The 20,586-nt window shown below is 45.8% G+C and carries 14 protein-coding genes; 7 read left to right on the plus strand and 7 right to left on the minus strand.

What is annotated here, in order from left to right:
- Window positions 1-58: 58 nt before the first annotated feature.
- Window positions 59-2,230: a P-loop NTPase fold protein gene (locus tag QUA71_RS20570; RefSeq protein ID WP_333287820.1), complete on the plus strand. Its 2,172-nt coding sequence runs from the start codon at window positions 59-61 to the stop codon at window positions 2,228-2,230.
- A gap of 146 nt (window positions 2,231-2,376) precedes the next feature.
- Here QUA71_RS20570 and QUA71_RS20575 read toward each other — a convergent pair whose 3' ends face one another.
- Entirely contained in the window at window positions 2,377-3,858 is a 1,482-nt protein-coding gene (locus QUA71_RS20575) for an MFS transporter (RefSeq protein WP_333287822.1), read from the minus strand.
- A 254-nt stretch (window positions 3,859-4,112) separates the two neighbouring features.
- Window positions 4,113-5,645: an MFS transporter gene (locus tag QUA71_RS20580; protein WP_333287824.1), complete on the minus strand. Its 1,533-nt coding sequence runs from the start codon at window positions 5,643-5,645 to the stop codon at window positions 4,113-4,115.
- An 828-nt stretch (window positions 5,646-6,473) separates the two neighbouring features.
- On the opposite strand from QUA71_RS20580, the gene QUA71_RS20585 reads away from it, so the two are divergent.
- Window positions 6,474-7,007, plus strand: a complete 534-nt coding sequence (locus QUA71_RS20585; RefSeq protein WP_333287826.1) for an HAD-IIIA family hydrolase — start codon at window positions 6,474-6,476, stop codon at window positions 7,005-7,007.
- Window positions 7,008-7,024: 17 nt separating this feature from the next.
- A complete protein-coding gene (locus QUA71_RS20590; protein WP_190736801.1) occupies window positions 7,025-7,270 on the plus strand; it encodes a hypothetical protein in 246 nt (81 codons plus the stop codon).
- Window positions 7,271-7,561: 291 nt separating this feature from the next.
- Here the strand turns inward: QUA71_RS20590 and QUA71_RS20595 are convergent, their stop codons facing one another.
- The 5 genes from QUA71_RS20595 to QUA71_RS20615 all read right to left on the minus strand — a co-directional run bounded on the left by QUA71_RS20595 (window position 7,562) and on the right by QUA71_RS20615 (window position 14,773).
- The gene (locus QUA71_RS20595) at window positions 7,562-7,759 is read right to left on the minus strand and encodes a DnaJ C-terminal domain-containing protein (protein WP_333287828.1); all 198 of its coding nucleotides are present in this window, start codon (window positions 7,757-7,759) and stop codon (window positions 7,562-7,564) included.
- Window positions 7,760-8,615: 856 nt separating this feature from the next.
- Window positions 8,616-9,995: an amidase gene (locus tag QUA71_RS20600; RefSeq protein ID WP_333287830.1), complete on the minus strand. Its 1,380-nt coding sequence runs from the start codon at window positions 9,993-9,995 to the stop codon at window positions 8,616-8,618.
- A 112-nt stretch (window positions 9,996-10,107) separates the two neighbouring features.
- Window positions 10,108-11,463, minus strand: coding sequence for an IS66 family transposase (tnpC, locus tag QUA71_RS20605; protein WP_333287832.1), 1,356 nt, complete (start codon window positions 11,461-11,463; stop codon window positions 10,108-10,110).
- 335 nt (window positions 11,464-11,798) lie between these two features.
- Complete coding sequence (locus tag QUA71_RS20610; RefSeq protein ID WP_333287834.1) at window positions 11,799-12,833, minus strand: histidine kinase; 1,035 nt, start codon at window positions 12,831-12,833, stop codon at window positions 11,799-11,801.
- A gap of 539 nt (window positions 12,834-13,372) precedes the next feature.
- Window positions 13,373-14,773: an S-layer homology domain-containing protein gene (locus tag QUA71_RS20615; protein ID WP_333287836.1), complete on the minus strand. Its 1,401-nt coding sequence runs from the start codon at window positions 14,771-14,773 to the stop codon at window positions 13,373-13,375.
- A gap of 69 nt (window positions 14,774-14,842) precedes the next feature.
- Here QUA71_RS20615 and QUA71_RS20620 point away from each other — a divergent pair, with 69 nt between their 5' ends.
- From QUA71_RS20620 to QUA71_RS20635, 4 genes are all read left to right on the plus strand, one after another.
- Window positions 14,843-15,397 carry a hypothetical protein gene (locus QUA71_RS20620; RefSeq protein ID WP_333287837.1) on the plus strand — a complete coding sequence of 185 codons (555 nt, stop codon included), beginning with the start codon at window positions 14,843-14,845 and terminating at the stop codon, window positions 15,395-15,397.
- Between the two features lie 493 nt (window positions 15,398-15,890).
- On the plus strand, window positions 15,891-16,373 hold the full coding sequence (locus QUA71_RS20625; RefSeq protein WP_333287839.1) for a BON domain-containing protein: 483 nt from the start codon (window positions 15,891-15,893) through the stop codon (window positions 16,371-16,373).
- A gap of 398 nt (window positions 16,374-16,771) precedes the next feature.
- Window positions 16,772-17,992: a histidine kinase gene (locus QUA71_RS20630; RefSeq protein ID WP_333287841.1), complete on the plus strand. Its 1,221-nt coding sequence runs from the start codon at window positions 16,772-16,774 to the stop codon at window positions 17,990-17,992.
- A 1,492-nt stretch (window positions 17,993-19,484) separates the two neighbouring features.
- Window positions 19,485-20,546 (plus strand): pentapeptide repeat-containing protein, encoded by a 1,062-nt coding sequence (locus QUA71_RS20635; RefSeq protein ID WP_190655884.1) that lies wholly within the window; start codon window positions 19,485-19,487, stop codon window positions 20,544-20,546.
- The last annotated feature ends 40 nt before the right edge of the window (window positions 20,547-20,586 follow it).

A 20,586-nucleotide genomic window follows, 5' to 3' on the forward strand; every position in this document is an offset into this window, starting at 1 on the left:
TTAATTAAAACAAACATTGAACGGCAAGACTACGTTAGCTAACAAAGAGAGAGGCTGTATGGCTCAAACAAAGAACGATTCAGAAATCTTGCCGGAGGATTTTAGTGACCCATCGGCAGATAACGCCTTAATCGAGCCGAAACAAGACCGATTAGGATATGCACCCTTCGCCAAACATCTTGCAGACAGTATTTGCCAAATGAACTTTCCCGAAGGGTTCGTTATTGCAATTTACGGTTCTTCAGGTTTTGGCAAATCCACACTATTGAACTTTTTAACGTACTATCTCGAACAAAAGCCCGAGAGCGAGCAACCTATTATTGTCCCTTTTAATCCCTGGTTATTTTCTGGCGGCGAAGACATCACAAGGCGCTTTATTGGTCAATTACAGAGTGTTTTGAGCCAATTTAAAACTGTCTCCAAAGGCATCCTAGGTCGAATAACCAATCTGGCTAAAGCAGTTTCTGAAATTCCTATTCCTTACGCTCAAGCTAGTAAGGCACTTGTAAAATTATTTGACGATAAAGAAAAGGAGACTTCCGACTTAAAAGAAGAAGTCGAAGATACACTAGAAAAGCAGCATCCGCGAATCGTAGTAACCATTGACGATATTGACAGGCTCTCCGCTGAAGAGATTAGTCAATTATTTTATCTTATTAAATCAATTCCCAACTTTACTAACGTTGTCTATTTGCTCGTTTTCGATCAAGAAGTGGTCATCAAAACCCTCACAGATAAACAACCTTTACCCGGAGACACCTACCTAAATCAGATTGTTCAAGCTTCTTTTGAGTTACCTCTTCCAGATAAAACCTCACTCCGCAAGCTACTTTTTGAAAAACTCAATGGCATACTGACTGACGCACCAAAGCCACTACTCAATCAAAATCGCTGGGGCAATGTTTATTTACAAGGGATAGACCACTTTATTACCAACCCTCGCGACATTACTCGTCTAACCAACCTCTTAACCGTGACATACCCAGCGGTGAAAAGTGAAGTGAACCCTGTTGATTTTATTGCTATTGAGTCCCTGCGAGCCTTTCGCCCCATGATCTATGACATAATCCGCAAAAATCCTAAATTCTTTGCGGGAAATGTGGATGCGGAGGGTTCTCTAATTCCGACCTTGGACGAAATTAAAGATTTTCATTATTCGTGGCTGGCTCCGTTTGAAGATGAAGATAAAGAACCAATCAAACGGCTGCTATTGCACCTTTTTCCTAAATTAGAAGGTGTTTGGTATAATACCTATCCCCCTGCCCAGGACGAGTCAATATGGGGCAAGCAATTACGTATTTGCAGCTTAGATATATTTCCCAACTACTTCCGTTTAGTCTTAACACAAGATGAATTCTCGGATGCTGAGATAAAAACAATTTTTGCCTTGGCAAAAGATGCAAAGGCATTTGGTAAAAATCTTGTAGAACTTGCTCATCAAAAACGCTCTGATGGCACGACGCAAATTCGGGCATTTCTTGAACGGCTTGAGGATTACCCTGAACAAGAAATTCCTACCGATTGCATTCCTTCAATTGTGAAAGCTTTGTTTGATGTCGGCGACCAGCTTTTGCCTCCGGAAGACGAACCGCATGGAATGTTTGATTTTGGCAATGACATTAGAATTGAACGCCTGCTCTCACAACTGTTGCATCGAATTGACGAACAAGCACGGTTTGAAACCTTGAAAGAGGCAATATCAAACGGTAACGCCTTATCCATAATTGTGCGCGAAGTAGCAGCCTTGGGTCAGGAACAAGGTAAGTATGGACCAGAGGAATTTATCCCCGCAGAGGAATGGCTCCAGAGTGTAGAACACCTTAAAGAACTTGAAGGAATAGCCTTGAAACGGCTGCGAGATGCTGCACAACAAAAGTCCCTACTGCAATCCCCAAAGCTATCTGAAAATTTACACTATTGGCAAAGTTGGGCAGGAGAAGAGGAAGTCAAGCAATGGGTTGAAAAGATTATTGAGGATGACGAAGGGCTAGTTAATTTCTTGGAGAATTTGCTGCCAAAAGATTTTAGTGAGGATGGGTCAAACGAAACTCCCAGAACAGGCTACAAACTTGACCTTAACTGGCTCGAACCCTATCTCGAACCATCGGCTATCGTTGAGCGAATGAGGAGTCTCGGTGAAACGAGCGAGTTAACAGAAGATCGGAAAAATGCGATCGCCCAATTTATCCAAGAATATGAGATGCACCAGCAGGGACAAGGCTCGGATTAGGCAAGGATTTAGGCGGTCGAATAGCAGCGCTAGAGCCTCGATCCGGTAATCAAAATGGTGTGGAGGGTATGACGCAACTGACTGGCGACGAACGTTAGAAACTCATCGTTCAGAGAAGCAACCAGGGCGAGGCCATAAATTTATTGCTATTCCTTTGCTTCAATCAGCTTGGTTGGGTGCCTGACTGGGAATAGGGCGCGAATTAGCTGACTCACAGGCACCGAGCGCTGCTCGTGAACCAACACCAAGGGCAGCAGGGCAAACAGCCGCAGGACGGCTGAGAGAGCAAATGCCATTGGCAAACCACCAAAATGAGTCAGACTCGCGACATAGCTACCAACAGTGATTCCGATCGCCCCAGTGATTCCAGGAACCGCCGCCGCAATAGCAAAATAAATCGACTGATTGCGTAGCGGTGTCACCGACATCATCAGATTGCCACTGCACAGGTCAATCGCTGCCCAAGTCCCCCCGGCCACTATATGCAACAAGGGGAACCACACCCAAAGGAAAAAGGGAGTAGTTCCAGCTTCTAGCCACAGTAGAGGCGTCAGAGCCACCAAGACTCCCACAGTTATCATCACGGGGCGATTACCAATCCGGTCAGCCAGTCTGCCCCAGAACATCAGCATCAGTAAGTTAGCACCAGCTCCCAAGCTGTTATAGAGCGTTACCACACTGACATCTAGGTGGAGATCCCCCAGCAAGTAGAGGTTAAAGAAGGGAGCGCTCATGTTAACCGCAAAGCTCCAGAAGCCTGCGTAAAGAAGAAACCTCAAAAAATTGGCATCCTTGAAGAAGCTAAAAACTGTCTCCCAAGGTGACAGGTGGTCTGTATCCGAATCGGTGACCTGTAAAAGCTTTGGATTCACATCAGTCATCCAGAAGTGAAAGCCCAGACTGATTATCCCCAGCACGATTCCCAGAACCAACACCGCACCGAAGCCAGAGAGCGAGCCACCGGGCCACTTCGATACTGCTAGACCCAGAAGCGGCACAGCGATGAGATTGGTTAAGGTCACAACACTATTGCGAAAGCCAAAATACCGCCCCCGCAATCGGTCTGGTACTAACACAGCCATCCAGCTAAAAAAGGAAGCACGGCCCAAAGCTTCCATGATATTAGTCACCCAGATAATTGCCAGTGTCAACAGCACCAACTGATCTCCAGCCATACGAGATGAGCTGACCAACCAAATCCCAGGCACAACCAGCAACCACAGCAGCCGCGACGAGCCAAAAATCAACAGGGAATACCAATTGCGGCTGTTCGTGCGGTCTCCCAGATAGGCTCCCAGCGGTTGCAGCAAATTGGTTAGCTGAGGAATTGAGGCGAGCAAACCAATTTCTACTGTACTGGCACCGAGATCCAGCAAGAAATTACTAAGCAAGGCGCCGCCAATGATACTGGAAAAGACTGTGGCGAAGCCTCCTTCGGTAGTTAATGCCTTGAGGCTTGTCCGAATTTCTCGCTTGGAAATTTTTTGAGGCGGGTTTGGAGGAAATACCGTCTCTGATAATGCCCTATTCTCTTGTTCGACTTTTAATACTAAATCTTTCTCGGTGTGTTGAAAATCTTCAACTATTACTCCTTGGAAGTTTAGTAATCCTGTCAGTAGAGGATTCATGAGGGTTCTTGGTAATATCCGCTACATTAACATATGATAAGCAGAAAACCAATGCTTATTTCGTTTTTCGCCACATCCCCACTAGGATAGATATGTTGAAAAGCTTTTGTAATAAGCAATTATACTTAATTATAGTTGAATTTTCAGAAATGGTACAAGGCGGCTCTTGTCCTCGCAGTAGTTCATTGCAATGAACTATGAATAAAAATCCCTCCCCGTTCCGGGGGAGGGTTCGTCAATTCGCCATCTCAAGACTAAGTGGATGAGCTTGCAGGTGGACCTTCATCCTCAAGTTCTTCTATTAATGGTAATGCTTTCAAAGTGGTGCGTCCTGCTTGAATAGCCGCTGCTTGACGCTTGAGTGTTGGGATCAGGACTCGCATTAGCTCACTCACACGCACAGAGCGCTGCTCGTGAACCAACACCAATGGCAGGAGGGCCAACACCCGCAGGACGGCTGAGAGAGCAAACACCGTTGGCAAGCCACCAAAATCAGTCAGAGTCGCGACATAGCCACCAACGGTGATTCCGATCGCCCCAGTGATTCCAGGAACCGCCGCCGCAATAGCAAAATAAAGCGACTGATTGCGTAACGGCGTCACCGACATCATCAGATTGCCACTGCACAGGTCAATCGCTGCCCAAGTCGCGCCGCCCACTATATGCAAGAAGGGGAACCAAGCCCAAAGGAAAAATGGAGAGGTTCCAGCTTCTAGCCACAGTAGAGGCGTCAGAGCCACCAAGATTCCGACAGTTATCATCAGCGGGCGATTGCCAATCCGGTCAGCCAATTTGCCCCAGAACATTAGCATCAGTAAGTTAGCACCAGCTCCCAAGCTGTTATAGAGCGTTACCACGCTGACATCTAGGTTGAGGTCCCCCAGCAAGTAGAGGTTAAAGAAGGGAGCGCTGATGTTAACCGCAAAGCTCCACAAGCCAGAGTAAACCAGAAACCTCAAAAAATTGGCATCCTTGAAGAAGCTAAAAACTTTCTTCAAGGGCGAGCCGTGGTCTGTATCCGAATCGGCGGCGTGTACTAGCTGCGGGTTGACATCGGTTATCGAGAACTGAAAGATCAGACTGAGTATTGCGAACACAACTCCCAGAACCAAGACCGCACCGAAGCCAGAGAGCGAACCACCCGGCCACTTGGATACCGCTAGACCCAGCAGCGGCACGCCGATGAGATTGGTTAAGGTCACCACACTATTGCGAAAGCCAAAATACCGCCCCCGCAATCGGTCTGGTACTAACACAGCCATCCAGCTAAGAAAGGAAGCACGGCCCAAAGCTTCCATGAAATTACTCAGGCAGATAATTGCCAATGTCAACAGCACCAACTGGCGCGGCTGCATACGAGATGAGCTGACCAACCAAATCCCAGGCACAATCAGCAACCACGGCAGCCGCGACGAGCCGAAAATCACCAGGGAATACCAGTGGCGGCTCTTGATGCGGTCTCCCAGATAGGCTCCCAGCGGTTGCAGCAAATTGGTTACCTGCGGAATTGAGGCGAGCAGACCAATTTCCACTGTACTGGCACCGAGATCCAGCAAGAAATTACTAAGCAACGCACCGCCAATAATACTGTAAAACACCGTAGCAAACGCACCTTCGGTAGTTAATGCCTTGAGGCTTTTCCGAATATCTCGCTTGGGAATTTTAAGATGCGGGTTTGTAGTAACTACTGTCTCTGATAATGCCTTATTGTCTGGGATTTCCTCAATGGCCAGAGGGACCAGAGGACTCGTTTCTACTAAAATGCTATCTTCGTGGGGAGTGAGCATATTATCTAGGCAATATTTAAAGAGTTAATCGGAACTACATTACTGCTTTGCTCTGAGTGCCTTTCTAAAGACAAATGTCCTAAAAAATGCTTTATTTAAATCCTGTAATGGCGACCCCTTACCTGCTGAGCGTTAATTAGTAAACGCCATAAAGTATTTCAGAAATATAACCACAACCTGTCCCAAATAGTCAGGTTTTCTTGACAGAATTCATATAAAAATACTCTCTATTCTAGTATAGTATACCTTTAACAATTTGACAAGAATGTTTATAAATAATAACAATTGTTGTTTGTAAACCAATTTTAAGCTTTTAGTTACAAAATTTACTTAAATTATTTTAGAGTTAATCATTAAAGGTTATTTCTCAAGATAGATTTCTTTCTAAACTCTAAGGAGGATGCAGATATGCTACCTCTAAGGTATCTGCAGTTAGAAGTTGAGCTCGTAGATTTCAACTCGACCAAACTTTCCTAGATTGACTTCATCTTCAAGCGGAAGAATTTTTAATGAGGATTTTAAGGAGTAGGCTCGATTGAAGCCAATAAATTACAGGTGGTTGCCGTTGTTGGGCTTCGAGGGGCATCGGACTTGAGGTAATCATCAACTTGGTTTCAGGAAGGAGGGGCAAAAGGAAGGGGTTGTCTCTGCTAGCAGTGAAGTGGGGCTAAATTCTTTGGTGGGCGAGATTTGTATCTCTGGCGGTGAGGCAACCCCTTTCGTTTCAAGATATGTCGATCGCCCTAGCAGTACATTCCATTAGCTAGAGGAGAGGAAATGGATGGCAGCTTAGGATGTTTAATAAAACAGGGAATTTTCTAGGGAACGATGAGCTTATTACTAATAGATATGGATGGTACGCTCCGTGAACCGCTCAGCGGACAACAATACTTCCAACATCCCAAAGATCAACGCATTATTGAAGGTGCCCAGATTGCCATTGCCGCCTACAAAGAGGATTGGATAATTGTCGGCATCACCAACCAAGGTGGAGTTGCCGCCGGTCATAAGTCTATGCAAGACTGTATCAAGGAACAGCAATACACGCTTGAGTTATTCCCCGAGTTGAGAGAAATCTACTTCTGCCCCGACTTTGAGGGTAAAAAGTGTTTCCGCGTCACCGATCACAATGTTTATAACCACAGCCAAACTAAGTGGTCTGGACAGTACCGCAAACCGCGATCGGGTATGTTGCAACTAGCAATGGTCAGACACAAACACACCCCGCAAAATTCGCTGTATGTGGGCGATCGCCCCGAAGATGAACAAGCGGCCCAACGAGCAGGTATACCCTTTCAATGGGCATGGGACTGGATCGAGCAACATCAAGAGGCGATCGCTTCCAACCTTACAGAAGTATAGTAATCGATAGGATAGTCATGGAACGAGAGATTACAGATAGCAACGGCATTACCTGGGTATGTATTCAAGCCTATTCTGGGATTTCCCACAATGCAGAAAACCAGGATGCGGCTCAGGTTAAAGGACAAGAAGATACGTACTGGGTAGTCTGTACGCCTAGTGGTGGCGCAAAGTCAGTGCGGCTCAAGCTTCAGGGCGAATGGGAAAAATCCTACTCTGATGAGATGTTGCTCAATGAAATTCAAGCACAGCAGGGGGAATGACCACAGCAAAATCAAGAGGTCTGGACAATACCGCAAACCGCGATCGGGTATGCTGCAACTAGCAATGTCAGAGACAAACACACCCCGCAAAATTCGCTCTATGTGGGCGCAAAAAAAGTAGTCATTGTAAGACTATTTTTGCATCCTAGAATAAGTGCCAAGGAGCGCAGATAAAATAATTTCCAGCCGTAAGCATGAGAACCCTTTCTCTACTTGGCGAAAGTATTCTAGTTACACGCTAGCTTGAGCACTCGATGAACTCTGTATGCCGTCAGGCGTTGGTACTTTTATTTAAGAACCCAATACAGCTTCATCAGGTCTAATCGGAATTTCACTGACAATATCATCACCTTGAAACCGGAAAAATGGATGGGGCAGTAGCTCGATAGTCAGGTATAAATCTCTCCTAGCTTGCGAGAAGGGACTGGGACGACCCTTATCCTTGACACGGATGCGGCTTCCAGGTTTAGCCCCTGGTGGAATTCGCACATTAATCGTTAATAGGCGTGGCTGTGTCAGGGGAGAGTATTACTCCGGGTCTACCAGTTACGTGCCGTATTTTTAACAGTTTTTGCAGACCGCCAGCACTATATTGTTTTAACCATCTATTTACAGTAATTCTCTTTACACCTCGCAGGTTCACTACATCTGTAAAGCTTTGGTTATATCCACCCTTTAACCAATCTCGGTGTCTGAATTTGTGGTCGATTAGTTATAGTTCACGGGCTGGCGACAAAGTTATTTTTAATTACTCTGGGGTTAAATCAATTTTTTCTTGGTAGTTTACGTGCATACAATATTTCTCAAACTCTCAGCGTCCTTGTAGTATTATTTTGGGGGTATCTACACAGGTGCCTGCGGTGAGGTGGTTGCTATCTGTTGGAATCGGAGCGGGCAAGAGTGTCTAGTGCAGTTCGACAAAGACGTGCGTGGCAGTTCGAGGGCTGAGATTCAATCTATTGACTTGTTGAGGCAGCCTGCTAAAAATTGAGGGAAGTTACCCAAAGGTTTATGTAACCGGAGGGTGGCGGCTATTTTTCCAAATTTCCGTAGGAAGCTCTGGCACTGCGGACTAGATTTCTAGCGGAAATTTGAATATCCTGACCTAGAGTTTAAAAGTGCTAGGGCTAGGCGGAAAAGTCAACTTTCTAGTATCGACCCAAAATTAAAATCGCTAAAGCTTCCGTAAATTTTCCCAAGCAAGGTAAGTGGTGTAACTACCGTCAGGCTTTTTTCAAGCTATACCGTAGGGTACAGAGTAATCTTTATGGGCTGGGACAACGCCGATGGCTCTTGGTCATTGCTCCCGCAGTCAGATGCCCGACACCAATGACAAATGACATTTCTAATACCCAGGCGGGCGTTGAAAAAAACCAGTTACTTGAGTTAATTTTTCCGCAATCTCTAGCAGTTTCAGATCGCTTCCACGGCGTCCCACCACTTGGACGCCGATGGGTAGTCCTTCTTTTGACTGGGTAAAGGGCAGCACTACGGCAGGGTTGCCAGTTAAATTGAAAATTGTTACGTAAGCACCTATTGTTGTCCAATAAGAGAACTCGCGACCATCCACCTCAATGGGTTCTCCTGGCTGACGGTGGGTGAAAGCAGGCACTGGCACCACTGGACACAGCCAAGCATCCCAATTAGATAAGAAACTTTCGATATTAGCAATCAGAATATCGCGCTCAATGAGGGCGGTGACATATCGTTGTTGCTGTTGAATCTGCGTCAGGTTTGGCTGGGATAAACCCAATTCAAATTTATAAATATTGAGGTAAGTATCACGTACCGCATTGCTATCAAAATTTGGCGGCTCGTTGTGTTGCTCTACACAGCATCCTATATCTGTCAGGGATGATGCTAATTTCTCTAGAGCAGCTTTGGTTTGAGCTGTGGCTGGAATCTCACCAAAACCTTCTGTCCAAGCGTAGCGGTACGATTGTAGCGTGGTTGCTGGGTTAACTTGTTTGGATATCGGTATTACTTCTGGCTGGCGGGGGTCTGGATCTTGAATCAGTGACAGGCACAATCGCAAGTCTTCTACAGAGCGGGCAAGAGGTCCTATTGTTTGTAAGTGGTGGATAGTTTTAGGTGTTCCTGGTAATTCTGGAATATGTCCAAATGTTGAGACGCGATTCTGGCTTGGTTTCAAGCCGAAAATGCCACAGAAGTGAGAGGGAACGCGGATTGACCCACCAATATCACTACCAAGTTCAAGAGGGGATAACCCCGCAGCTATAGCACTCGCTCCACCTCCTGTGCTGCCGCCTGGCGTATATTCATGGTTCCAGGGGTTGTTTGTTCTACCAAACAGAGGACTGTTGGTCTGAAAGTTACCAGCTAGTTGTGGTGTATTCGTCTTGCCCAAAATAATTGCTCCAGCAGCACGCAGTCGAGCGACGACGGTAGCATCTTGCTTTGGGACATAATTAGCTAAGGGTTGATAACTGCTGGTTGTGCCTAATCCTTTGGTTTCGAGGGTGTCTTTGATAGTTACGGGTACTCCATGTAAGGGCCCCCAATTTTCTCCTTGAGCTAATGCTCGATCTGCCACTTTCGACTGCGCGAGCGCATTTTCCGCATCCAGAGTCACAATCGCATTTAGTGCTGGGTTGTATTGAGCAATCTGACTCAAATAAGCTTCTATTACTTCTGTTGAAGAGACTTGACGAACGCGGATTGCTTTTGCTAATTGATGAGCAGTTAAATAAACTAAATCATTCATTATAATTAACTGTATTTTTAGGGAATAAAACTATTTCTCATTCAGGATTCAGACGCTCCGTTTGGTTGATACAATATTTGTAATTGCTCAACTCGGGGAAAAAAGGGAGCCATCAATAGAGAGAGCTTGTTGAATGGATTGATAAGCAGTTAAACCCTGTCGCTTCCCAGTATAGACAACTGAACGAACGGCAGCTTTCCAAATCTCGACTCCATTCCGAACGGAAGCCATTGGTAACACGACGAAATATCACGCTCATCCGAATCGCCTGTTCACTCTGATTATTCGTGGGCGGAATTGTCGCATCTTCCAAAAATAGAAATAAATTGTCAATCAGCCCACCATAGCGTTTTCGTAACCGGATACCATCCTTATGTTCTGGCTCTAAATTTAAAATCCTGGTTAATCTTTCCTGTAAATTTTCTCGATATCGCTTCAGCCTCGTATCGTCCATTTTTTCTCGTCGTCGATGGAAGATAAAAGCCCTTAATAATAACCTCTTCATCCCTGGGGCAAAAATCCTGTCCCCAACATCAATCGCATATTGGCAATCCCGCAATTGATGAGCCAAACACACTTGCCATTGTGGTGCTGGGTGATTTTTTTGAGCGCTAAATAAATCAGACACCCAGATATCGGGACGATGTTCTCCTAGAACTTCGTTAATTACTCCACTGGCTCGACTGGGGCGAATAACGTGTAAGCAAACATCCTGGTTCTGAAACACCCACTCCCACTGATTCTGTCCCTTAACTCTCGCACTCGTTTCATCTGAACAAATTAATTTTGCCCGCCGCAACCGTTGTAGTATTTGACTTACTGGGTCGTCTAAACTGGTTTTGACTTTTGCCAACAGGTTTGCGATTGCTCCAACTGAAATCTTTAGTCCAAAGACGGAGCCAAATATCGACGACAGCCGTTCGTAGCTGATGGCATGAGTGTAACGAAGATATGTGACTAAGCTTTGAATTGAACTGCCAAACGGTGAACCTGGTTCCATTCCCAATGGTACAGGTGCAACATATTCGGTCTGACAGCAGGCACACTGACCACCATAACGTTCTATTCGGGTGACGATGGGGCGAATTGGGGGTAGTTCGATTTTTTCGTAGACGGATTGCAATTTTTGGGCAGCAGTGGTGACTTTCTCTCCACACTGGGGGCAATTTTTGAGTTGGGCGATGATTGTTTGGTCGGGTTCAGGATGTAGCTGTCTTCCCCCTCCCGCTCTTCCTAGGCTTCTTTGTCTTTTTATCCCCTCAATTTTCGATGGCTGAATGTTGGGCTTGAATCCTTTGGACGGTGGAGTGCTGGAATTTTTGCTAGTTTTTTTGGGAGATGGGCCTAGTTTTGGTTGGTCTGTGGTTGCTAACGCTGCGGTTAGTTTTTTGATTTTCTCCCATAGCTCTACTATCAAGGCTTCTTTTGCCTCGTTCGATAGCTGTTTTAGGTCGGGGAGTTTTTCCATTCCTTTATCTAATGTCTATCTTGTCTTCTTGTCAAGGGGGTTGAGCAATTACTTTTGGGGAACGGACATTAACATTCATTTATTTACCTAATGTTTTTTTCTGCCGACCTACTTAGATGTATATAGCCATCCTAAATCATTTGTGAATTTCTTACTCCCTCCCCTTGATAAGGGGAGGGTTGGGGTGGGGTCAAAAATTTACGACTCCTGCAAGGATTGCTATATACAGCGAGCCGGATGCTCGCATTCCTTCCTCTAAAAGTAAAATTCACTGAACAAACACAGCAACAACCCGGTTTATCAAAGAAACCGGGTTGCTAAACACAGAGCTTGGTTTAAATCTGTTCTTCCCCTTGATTAAAATGCTGAATTCCTTGATTTTCCTTTAGGCTATCAATAGCCTCTTTGGGAATATTGAGGATGCCTGTAAACGAATTTTGGCTTACTTTCAAAGCTTGTTGCTTATTTTTGGACTCGGCTAGTTCGCGCTGTAAATTGTCAATTGTCTGTTGAAAGCCAGCGGCTTGTCGGAGCATTTCTTGTTCTGAAAAATCCAGCAATTGAATTAAATTAGCAACTTGATATTCCAGGAATTGGGTTTCGGCAAAATCGTTATTAGTAACACAATTTTTCGGAGTTTCTGAATACTCAAAAACACTTTGTTTGTCGGGGATGGACAATGCTGTTTTTACACTAAGTGCCAAATCTTTAAACATTTCAGCCGTGCTTGGGGGAATTTTAACTTTCAGGAACATCACTACCGCAAACAAACTTCCTGACGGCAGAAGTCCCCCAAATCCCAAGACAGACTTGACTTGGTAGGGAATAATTAAGGAATTTTGCTCAGCAATAAAGGGGCTGCCTTTTGCTTCTGATACGTGAAAAATATTTAAGACTGCGGGTTCTAATTGCAGGAACCTTTCTCGCTCAATTCCGAGGAATGTAGGAATATCTAAACCAAACTGGCGGATTATTTCCGAAATCGTCGGCATTTGAGCCACTAATTTGGTGCTAACTAATGGAATAGCTGTATGTTCTGCTGCTGTGTGCCGAGAATTCCACTGCGGTTGTGTGCCTGCTGCTGCTAGCAGAGTCCAACATTTCATGTCGGCGGCGGGGGAATTGCCCTTCATCAAGCGGCGAGCGGATTGTTGCAATGAGTCTTCTAATTCCCCGTAGGGATGAGTTTTGAACAAACGCACTAAGGCACAGGTATTTTCTCCAGTTTGCGAATCGCAAAAATGTCGGTAAATATAGTTAACAATCTTCTGGCTGCTGGCTTCCATACTAGCAGTATTTCTACCTAAGTGGCGCAGGACTAAGCTGCATTTAGCCATGTCTTGCGGGGTAAATAAGGTAATATCGTACATTAAAAAATGCTCTCCAAGAGCTCAAACACTCTTGTTCATTTATCGTTAAGGCCGCTACGGCATCCGGAATCCTACTGAGAGTTTTGAACAAAGTGTTAGTTAAAATATTTATAAAATTGGCCCGCCAAATGCAGCAGTTGTATGGCTGGATACAGAAATTAAGATTAAAGAAAAAAAATCTATCCCCTAGGATAGGCCACAAGGACAGAAAAGCCGATGTTTAATTTGTAAAAGGGTTTTTTACGAAAACTCCCCCAGAGGAATTAAAAAAACGGGGTTTTTCACCGGATATGCCTCGCGTTTTACCTGGCATTTTCGTAGATAAAAGTCGGTTTCTGGGTAAGCCATATTCACCGAAATCCTAGAAACTCAAGCTGCAATTTTTGTGGCGGGCGATCGCAGGCCGAGGTATCAAAAATTGGTACAATTTCGTCAGTCTTGGACGCAGAAACCGGGTTTGCTTACAGAGAAAAAACCCGGTTTCTTGGGTATTGGTAAGTAGATGCTGTGTTCAAAACTTTTAACCACCCCAAACAACTCTACTCAGCAGGTTGAGACTTTGCTTCCAGGGCATCTTTAGCAGACAATCCCTGATCTTGAACGCCAAAATACCACAAACTAGCAGCAGCTTCGGCACGAGTCACTGATTTCTTCGGCTGAAACAGAGTAGTAAAACCAAAAACGCGGCGAATATTCGCCAAATCTCCATTGTTAAAATCAGCTAAAACTGCCCGCGATGCCTGGGAATCAATCTTAGAAGCATCTTGAAAACCCCACTTTTCTTTCACTCCGTCAATGTTAGCTGTGGGCAAAACTTGACGAGTATCTAAAGGTACTTTCCAAAGAATCATTGTTTCGCGAGTTAAAGGTGCATCCGGGCGAAATTTCACATCTTTAGTTTCTCCCGAAAGCGAACTCGGAATTACACCGGCTTCTGCTAAACCTTGAATTGCTGAAAAATCCGGGTCAGTTTTGGGTATGTCAGAAAATGCTGGTTCGCTAGAGTCTACTGCTAATCTAATTTGTTTGGCTTGACGGCTAGCATAAATCTGATTGTTAGCTGCTACTAACCAGCGGGCGTATTCGCGGCGAGTGACAATTTTGTTGGGTTTGGGCAAAGTGCTGGCTGTTTCTAAATTAGCACTTTCTGTTGCTCGCACTTTCAGCGCTTCCAACTGACTTAAATCTGCCACATACTGCCGCAACTGTTGAGGAATTTGGGTGTCTAGTTGGCTAACTTGTGCTGATTTTGGCGAGGCGGATGGCGTTGAAGTAGTTTCCTCTGAATTAGATGGAGTTGGTGAAGCGGTTGGAGATGCGCTAGACTCGGAATTATTAGCTTGGGGGCTGGCGGGAATTTCTGAGCCTTCTTTGCTGTAGTCGATCGCAAATTCTGTAGAACCCCCTACTTTCTGAGTAGGAGAAAGCGACACAGTTACCCGTAAATTATCTCGGCTTGCTACCAAAGAACCTTGTCCCTCGGCGGTGGGGCGGCTGACTATTTCCCAGTTGCGACGCCCAAACTCTGTGGAGTAAAAGTTCTGAACCGAATTAACAGGATCTGTGCTTTCCCAGCGCAGCCGCACATTTTTTTGCGACGGATCGGTTTCCCGACCAACTTCGATTAACTCAGCATTAGGATAGAGTGGAATCTCTGTCGGGAAATCGGGAGGAAGTTTGGCGGTAGAGTTTGTCTCAATTGCTGTTGCGGGTGGCGGGGAAGAGAAAACCACTGGATTTTGTTTTAATTTCGGATCGGCGGCTAAAGATTCTTCGAGGGCCTTGCTGTTGGGGCTGTTGGCACAAGCTGTGACAGCAGCCAGCAGACACACAGCCAGCCAAGTATTTACAGCAGCGAGTATATTGGTTTTATTGGTTTTAGTGATTTTAGAGCGTCCTTGAGAGTTGCCTCGCCGTTGAGTAAATATAATATTCAGCATAAATCGCCCCTTTGCAGATATATTTCTAGGCTAGCGCAGATCGATCGGGCCTATATAATTTTTACCCAAATGAAATTTCTGTATTTACTTCTAGTTACTGCTACATTACTTTCATACCCTGTCAAGTTTGCCCGTCCCGCTGCATCTCAACCAGCCCCGCTGCGGGCAGAAATTCAGACGCCAGAGTGGCAGCCATTTTGCTCGGCAATGGGTCAGTTTGCGATCGATATGCCGGGAACTCCTAAAATTAATTCAGAAATTTTTTCAAATCAACTTATTGCTCATACATACCGATCGAACTTAAAAAACAAAGAATCTTATTTGCTTCAATACTTTGATTTAGATTTTCGAGTGAGGAACAATAATATCAATAATATCAGAATTACTTTAAATAATGCCGTTGATTTTTTCGTCGTGGCAGCGAATGCTAAAGTCTTGCAAGTGCGGGATATTTCCCTCGGAGGCTATCCGGGAAAAGAATTTGAGTTTCAGCCGCTTTCCCCCACTGAACCTGTAGGTGTCGGTCAAGTTTTTTTGGTGGAAACGCGCGTTTACGGCCTGGTTGCCACTACCCCAGAACCAGAAAATGCTCAAAAATTTCTCGACTCTTTTCGTTTGTTTTGAAGCAGGAATTTTTACAAGGAGTAGTGTACGGGATTTAACGGATTTCAGGGATTGATATTGAGTGAACCCGGAAAAGTGAAAAATTAGTTGGGAGTAGCGCTCAAATTTATTAATAAAACTTACGCCTTTAAACTTGGTGTATAGGAAAATATTAGCTTTAGTAACTAAAAACTTCGGAATCAACCGGGTTTCTGAGGAATAGTGCGTCCCCGACTAATTAAGTTGAATTAGCTCTAAGACCTTATTTTGTTGTTTGTACTCTATCTAACGACATAGATAAATTTTACACCCGTGGAGCGATGTAGATACTTGCTGAACTTTATATATTTGATATAAGGATTTTTAAATCCTATAAAAAACCAACGCAGAAAGCAGAAACAAAGACAAGAAACAAAGACAAAAACAAAGATTCTGTCTTGCTTAATCTGGCTCCTTAATCTGGCTCAACGAAGTCAGCCTCATCGAAAGCTTACCCGGAGGGTATTAACCTATTATGAACAAACTAACACCAATTCTCCTCAGCGGCCTCCTATTATTGGGAGCTGCTGCTTGCAGCGAAACGGCTAAAACTAGCTCTGATGCTCCTAATTCTGCCACAGAAAATACCAGTAGCCCGCCCCCAGCCGATACAGTTCAAAAAACTCAGGGTGACGCCACTAGCGAGATTCGCAAAAACCAAGCAAATTCTGATATCAGGGCCAGAGAACAGCGCAACAATGTGACTGGCGGCGATGCAATAAGAGCCGATGGCGACCTGCAAAGTGAAGTGCGATCCAAGTTAGAAGTAAACATCACTAAAGGTCAGCTAACTGTTGAGGCAAAAGATGGCCTTGTCACCGTAGGTGGCACAGTTCCCAATCAAACTGATTTAGCTAAAATTGAGCCGCTAGCTAAAGAGATTAAGGGTGTCAAAGAGGTGAATGTTACGGCTGTTGTCGCCCCCGCTGCATCCCCATCGCCTAGCAGCAATCAATAAATTAAAAAGAAGAAGTCCGAGGGAAACAAGGAAGAACGATGTAGCGATCTAGGAGAGAAGTCTGAGGGAAGAGGGTAAAGTTGGGCATTGTAAGATTGCTTTGGGAGCGGCTCACAACGATTAGGTGACTCTCTAGAGAAAGCGGGGTTTTAAGTTAAAGGGTGTAAATTGAATTTAAAATTAACGCACTCAAAACTCGCGCAATACCTGCAACTTCCCCTTCCCCATTAGCGATTTTTCAGCCCGGATAATTAGTGGGAAACCAACCTGAAGAGAGAGCTGGAAGTTATTCCCAGCGACCGATGAAAATTGTTGGAAAAAAATGAATAAATGTGATTGATGGCAGAGCATAAATTCTGTGGTTGTGTAAAAGTAGTATATTCTCAAGGAGAAAAAAAATGGCTTTAGGTCAACACAAGCGAGCTGTAGGAGCATTTTCTAATTACCGAGATACGGAACTAGCCCTGATGGAGCTGCAAAGTACCGGGTTTCCGATGAATAAAGTTTCGGTAGTTGGGGAAAATCTCGATAGCAGTGAAATTGCGGGCGCTAGCACTGGTACTGGTAAGGGTACCGACGACAAAGCGGGCGGCGGCGCAAAAGCAGGCGCGACAGCGGGAGTCGTGACAGGCGGTTTGATTGGGTTGCTCGGAAGCATTGGAGCGCTGGCGATTCCGGGAGTTGGCCCGGTGATGGCGGGGGGCGCGATCGCCACTCTGCTGGCAGATACTGTGGTTGGAGGCGCGATTGGGGCAGCAGCAGGCGGTTTGGTAGGCGGTTTGGTCGGTTTGGGAGTCCCCGAAGCAAAAGCTAAAGGTTATAACGATCGCGTCTCGCGCGGAGAATATTTGGTATTCGTAGAAGGAACAGATGCCGAACTCGCCACAGCCGAAGGAATTATGAGCGTGCGGGGCATTCAGGATTGGGGCATTTACGATGTGCCGGCAGACACCGGCCGCAGAGCTTCGGGCAGCCAGAAGCGCGCCGTGGGAGTATTTTCAACCCGCCGCGAGACGGAACACGCACTGGGAGAACTTAGAACTGCCGGTTTCGACATGAATCGGGTTTCGGTCATAGCTAAGGATGCTGACTCGAAAGGGGAGATCGCAGGCATTGACGTGCACGACAGCACAGACAACAAATCCGATGAAGGGGCCACAAAAGGCGCCCTCACAGGTGGCACTTTGGGCGGTTTGACAGGCTTGTTGGTAGGTCTGGGTCTAGTGGCCATTCCGGGAATCGGGCCGATTATGCTGGCAGGAGCCTCAGCTACGGCGATCGCCACTACACTAGCCGGTACGGCTTTGGGTGCAGCAGCAGGCGGCTTGATCGGAGCTTTAGTCGGTATGGGAATTCCCGAAGAGGAAGCTAGAGCATACAACGATCGCGTGGCAAGGGGAGATTACTTGGTACTGGTTGACGGCAGCGAAGCAGAAGTCGCTAGAGCTGAAACCATTTTGAGCCGCGGAGGCATTCAGCATTGGAACACCTACGACTATACTCCCAGCGTCGATAACGCTCGGGCTGATTACGGCGCTCCCGGCACTCCGGGCGCTGATACTACCGCTGGTATTTACGATCCCACTCATGGCACTACCGGCGGCCGCCCTCTGATTTAATACTTCCGAGTTTGTTTGGGTATTGTTTCTACTTCCTGCCGGGTAGTCGCACTCGCGCACTCGGATTGTCGAAACTGATCCAAGCAACATCGGCGAGCTAGGAGTTTTGGACTTCCTCGGTAAAATTATCTCAAAAGTCGGCTTTTTCTCTGAAAGTCGGCTTTTGTCGTGGAAAGTGGAAACATTAAAAAACGCGACCTGTCACCAGTTGAATTTTGATGGGTGGCCCAGGCCGTGAGCTGGGCTTTGCGCCGGAGGATCGATCGGCTCCCTTAATTTTTATACCCTCAATCTGCAGTGTTTTTTTACTCTGTAACACTCACTACAGCTCGATTGCAAACCCCGCAGTATTATCAAATTAGATGACATAAATTACAGCAGATATTGCCCAGTTTGTCAAAGAGCGACTATCTTTAATTATGGGGTGGCTAATTTCACCAACTTATACAGGTGAAGTACCCAGTCCCGCGCGCCCAGAAATGCCTGCGGTGGTCGGCAAATATTAGAATAATAATATTGTCGGAGCCTTGGGGCAAGACTTAGGCCGGTCATTAGTTGGCTGTAGCAGCCGAATTGCCGTTGGCAAGACCTGCTACAGGAATACAGTTTTTCTGGGAATGCCTCAGCGAAACATTTGAGAAGCCCAGGAACAGCTTTTATGTCCGGGAGCGCGTCTGGTGTCGGGTGTTCTGTTAATTAGAACCGCAAGCGCTCATGGATCGAGTAAAGATTGATAGCAAGCACAGCAGCGCGGGAGCACAATGGCTCGCGGCTCGTTTTTTCGCGAAATCTCAGGCTCAGCGCAGCGTATTGTTTGCTTTGCCTGCGACTCGCTCAGCACTCCGAGGGAAACAGCCTTCCTGTTGGATTTCACTGGCGCGCAGCACAGTGGGGGGAGGTGAAACTAGCTGAGCTGACCGGGCTCTGCTTTCATGGGCGATCGAAGATAGAAGGCACTTATGTAGAAGGCATTTGGGGTTGAAGCTCCCAGATCTTGTTTCTTGATTGCACTAATAAATTCGATCGCCTGTACCAGCAATTTTTCCGGTCAGAATGCGGCGCGGATGCCGCCAGCAATACTCCCAATATTCGATCGACCTTGACAAGATCGATCGACAACTTCTCGGTATTTTGCTACATGGTTAGCAGTTAATAGTTAGTGATTAGCAGTTAGTATAAATACAACTAACAATTAACAACTAACATCAACCGCCAACTAATTACTAGCCAAATAAGACTTACAGGGCTTACACGCGGCGAGAAACTAGGTTTCTTCATGACTGCCGCGCTGAAAACACCCAGATTATTTACGAGAAACCGGGTTTTTCGTGAGTTATAACTAGGTGAGCAGGGTGATGCTAGGAATCAACCAGTTTTGACAATTGTTAATATGGCAGTATAGGTTGAAAAAACTTACGGCCAAACACGATAGTACAAATTTTCAGACAACAGAGAACATCGAGAAATTAAGGAAACTCACTCAACTTTTTTTATGAATTTCACTGAAATTTTAAGTGCCGATGAACTTTTAATTAGACATAGAAACGGGGAACGAGATTTTCGAGGGGCTAACCTCATTGAAGCTCATTTGAGTGAAGCTAATCTCAGTCGAACAAATTTGAGCAGCGCTAATTTGAAAGGCGCCAACTTAATTAAAAGCAAACTGATTGCAGCTAATTTAAACGGCGCCGACTTGAGCGGGGCTAATTTGTCTAAGGCGAAATTAATTGAAGCTAACCTCGGGAGTTCTAGTTTAACTGGAACTGTGGCGCTCGGAGCAGATTTTAGCGGGGCCAATCTCAGCGGAGCAATATTGTCTCAGGCTGACTTGAGCAAAGCTGTAATGACGGGAGCGAGTTTAGTAGGAGCTTGTTTGCTAAGCGGCTCAAAACTAACTGAGGCTAATTTGAGCGGGGCGACGCTGAGCCGAGCAATTATGAGCGGGGTTGACTTAAGCAGAGCAAATCTGACGAGAGCGATTCTCAGCGAGGTAGACTTGACCGGGGCAAACCTGAGCGGAGCAACTTTAACTCGGGCTCATCTCAATCGCGGAAATCTTAGCGGCGTCAATTTGGTTGGGGCTTCTTTGAGCGAAGCAAGTCTGCGGGAGGCATCTATTTGCGCTGCTAATTTGAGCGGTGCTGACTTGAGCGGTGCTGACTTGCAATCGGTCAATCTAAATGGCTCTAATTTGAGCGGTGCCGACTTGCAGGGAGCTAATTTGAGTAAAGCTAATTTAAATGGTTTGATTCTGCACAATGCTGATTTGAGGGCTGCGAATTTGAACAAAGCTTCTTTGCGGGGAGCTAACTTGAGCGGTGCGAATTTGGCAGGTGCTAGCTTGCTGGAAGCGGATTTGCGGGGGGCGAATTTGAGTCACGCCAATTTGTCGGGAGCGGGTTTGCTGCTAAGTTCTCTGACAGGGGCGAATTTGACAGGAACTAATTTGTCCGAGGCTAATTTGATTGGGGCGAGCTTGAATGTTGATAATTTGAATGAAGCAGCTTTGGGCGGGGCGATTTTGCCGAATGGAGCTACTCACAGCCGGGATTGATAAGTTGATTAAGGGAAAATAGTTTTGAGTTTTAAATTAA

It is taken from the genome of Microcoleus sp. MON1_C5 (assembly GCF_036701875.1).
Lineage (GTDB): Bacteria > Cyanobacteriota > Cyanobacteriia > Cyanobacteriales > Microcoleaceae > Microcoleus.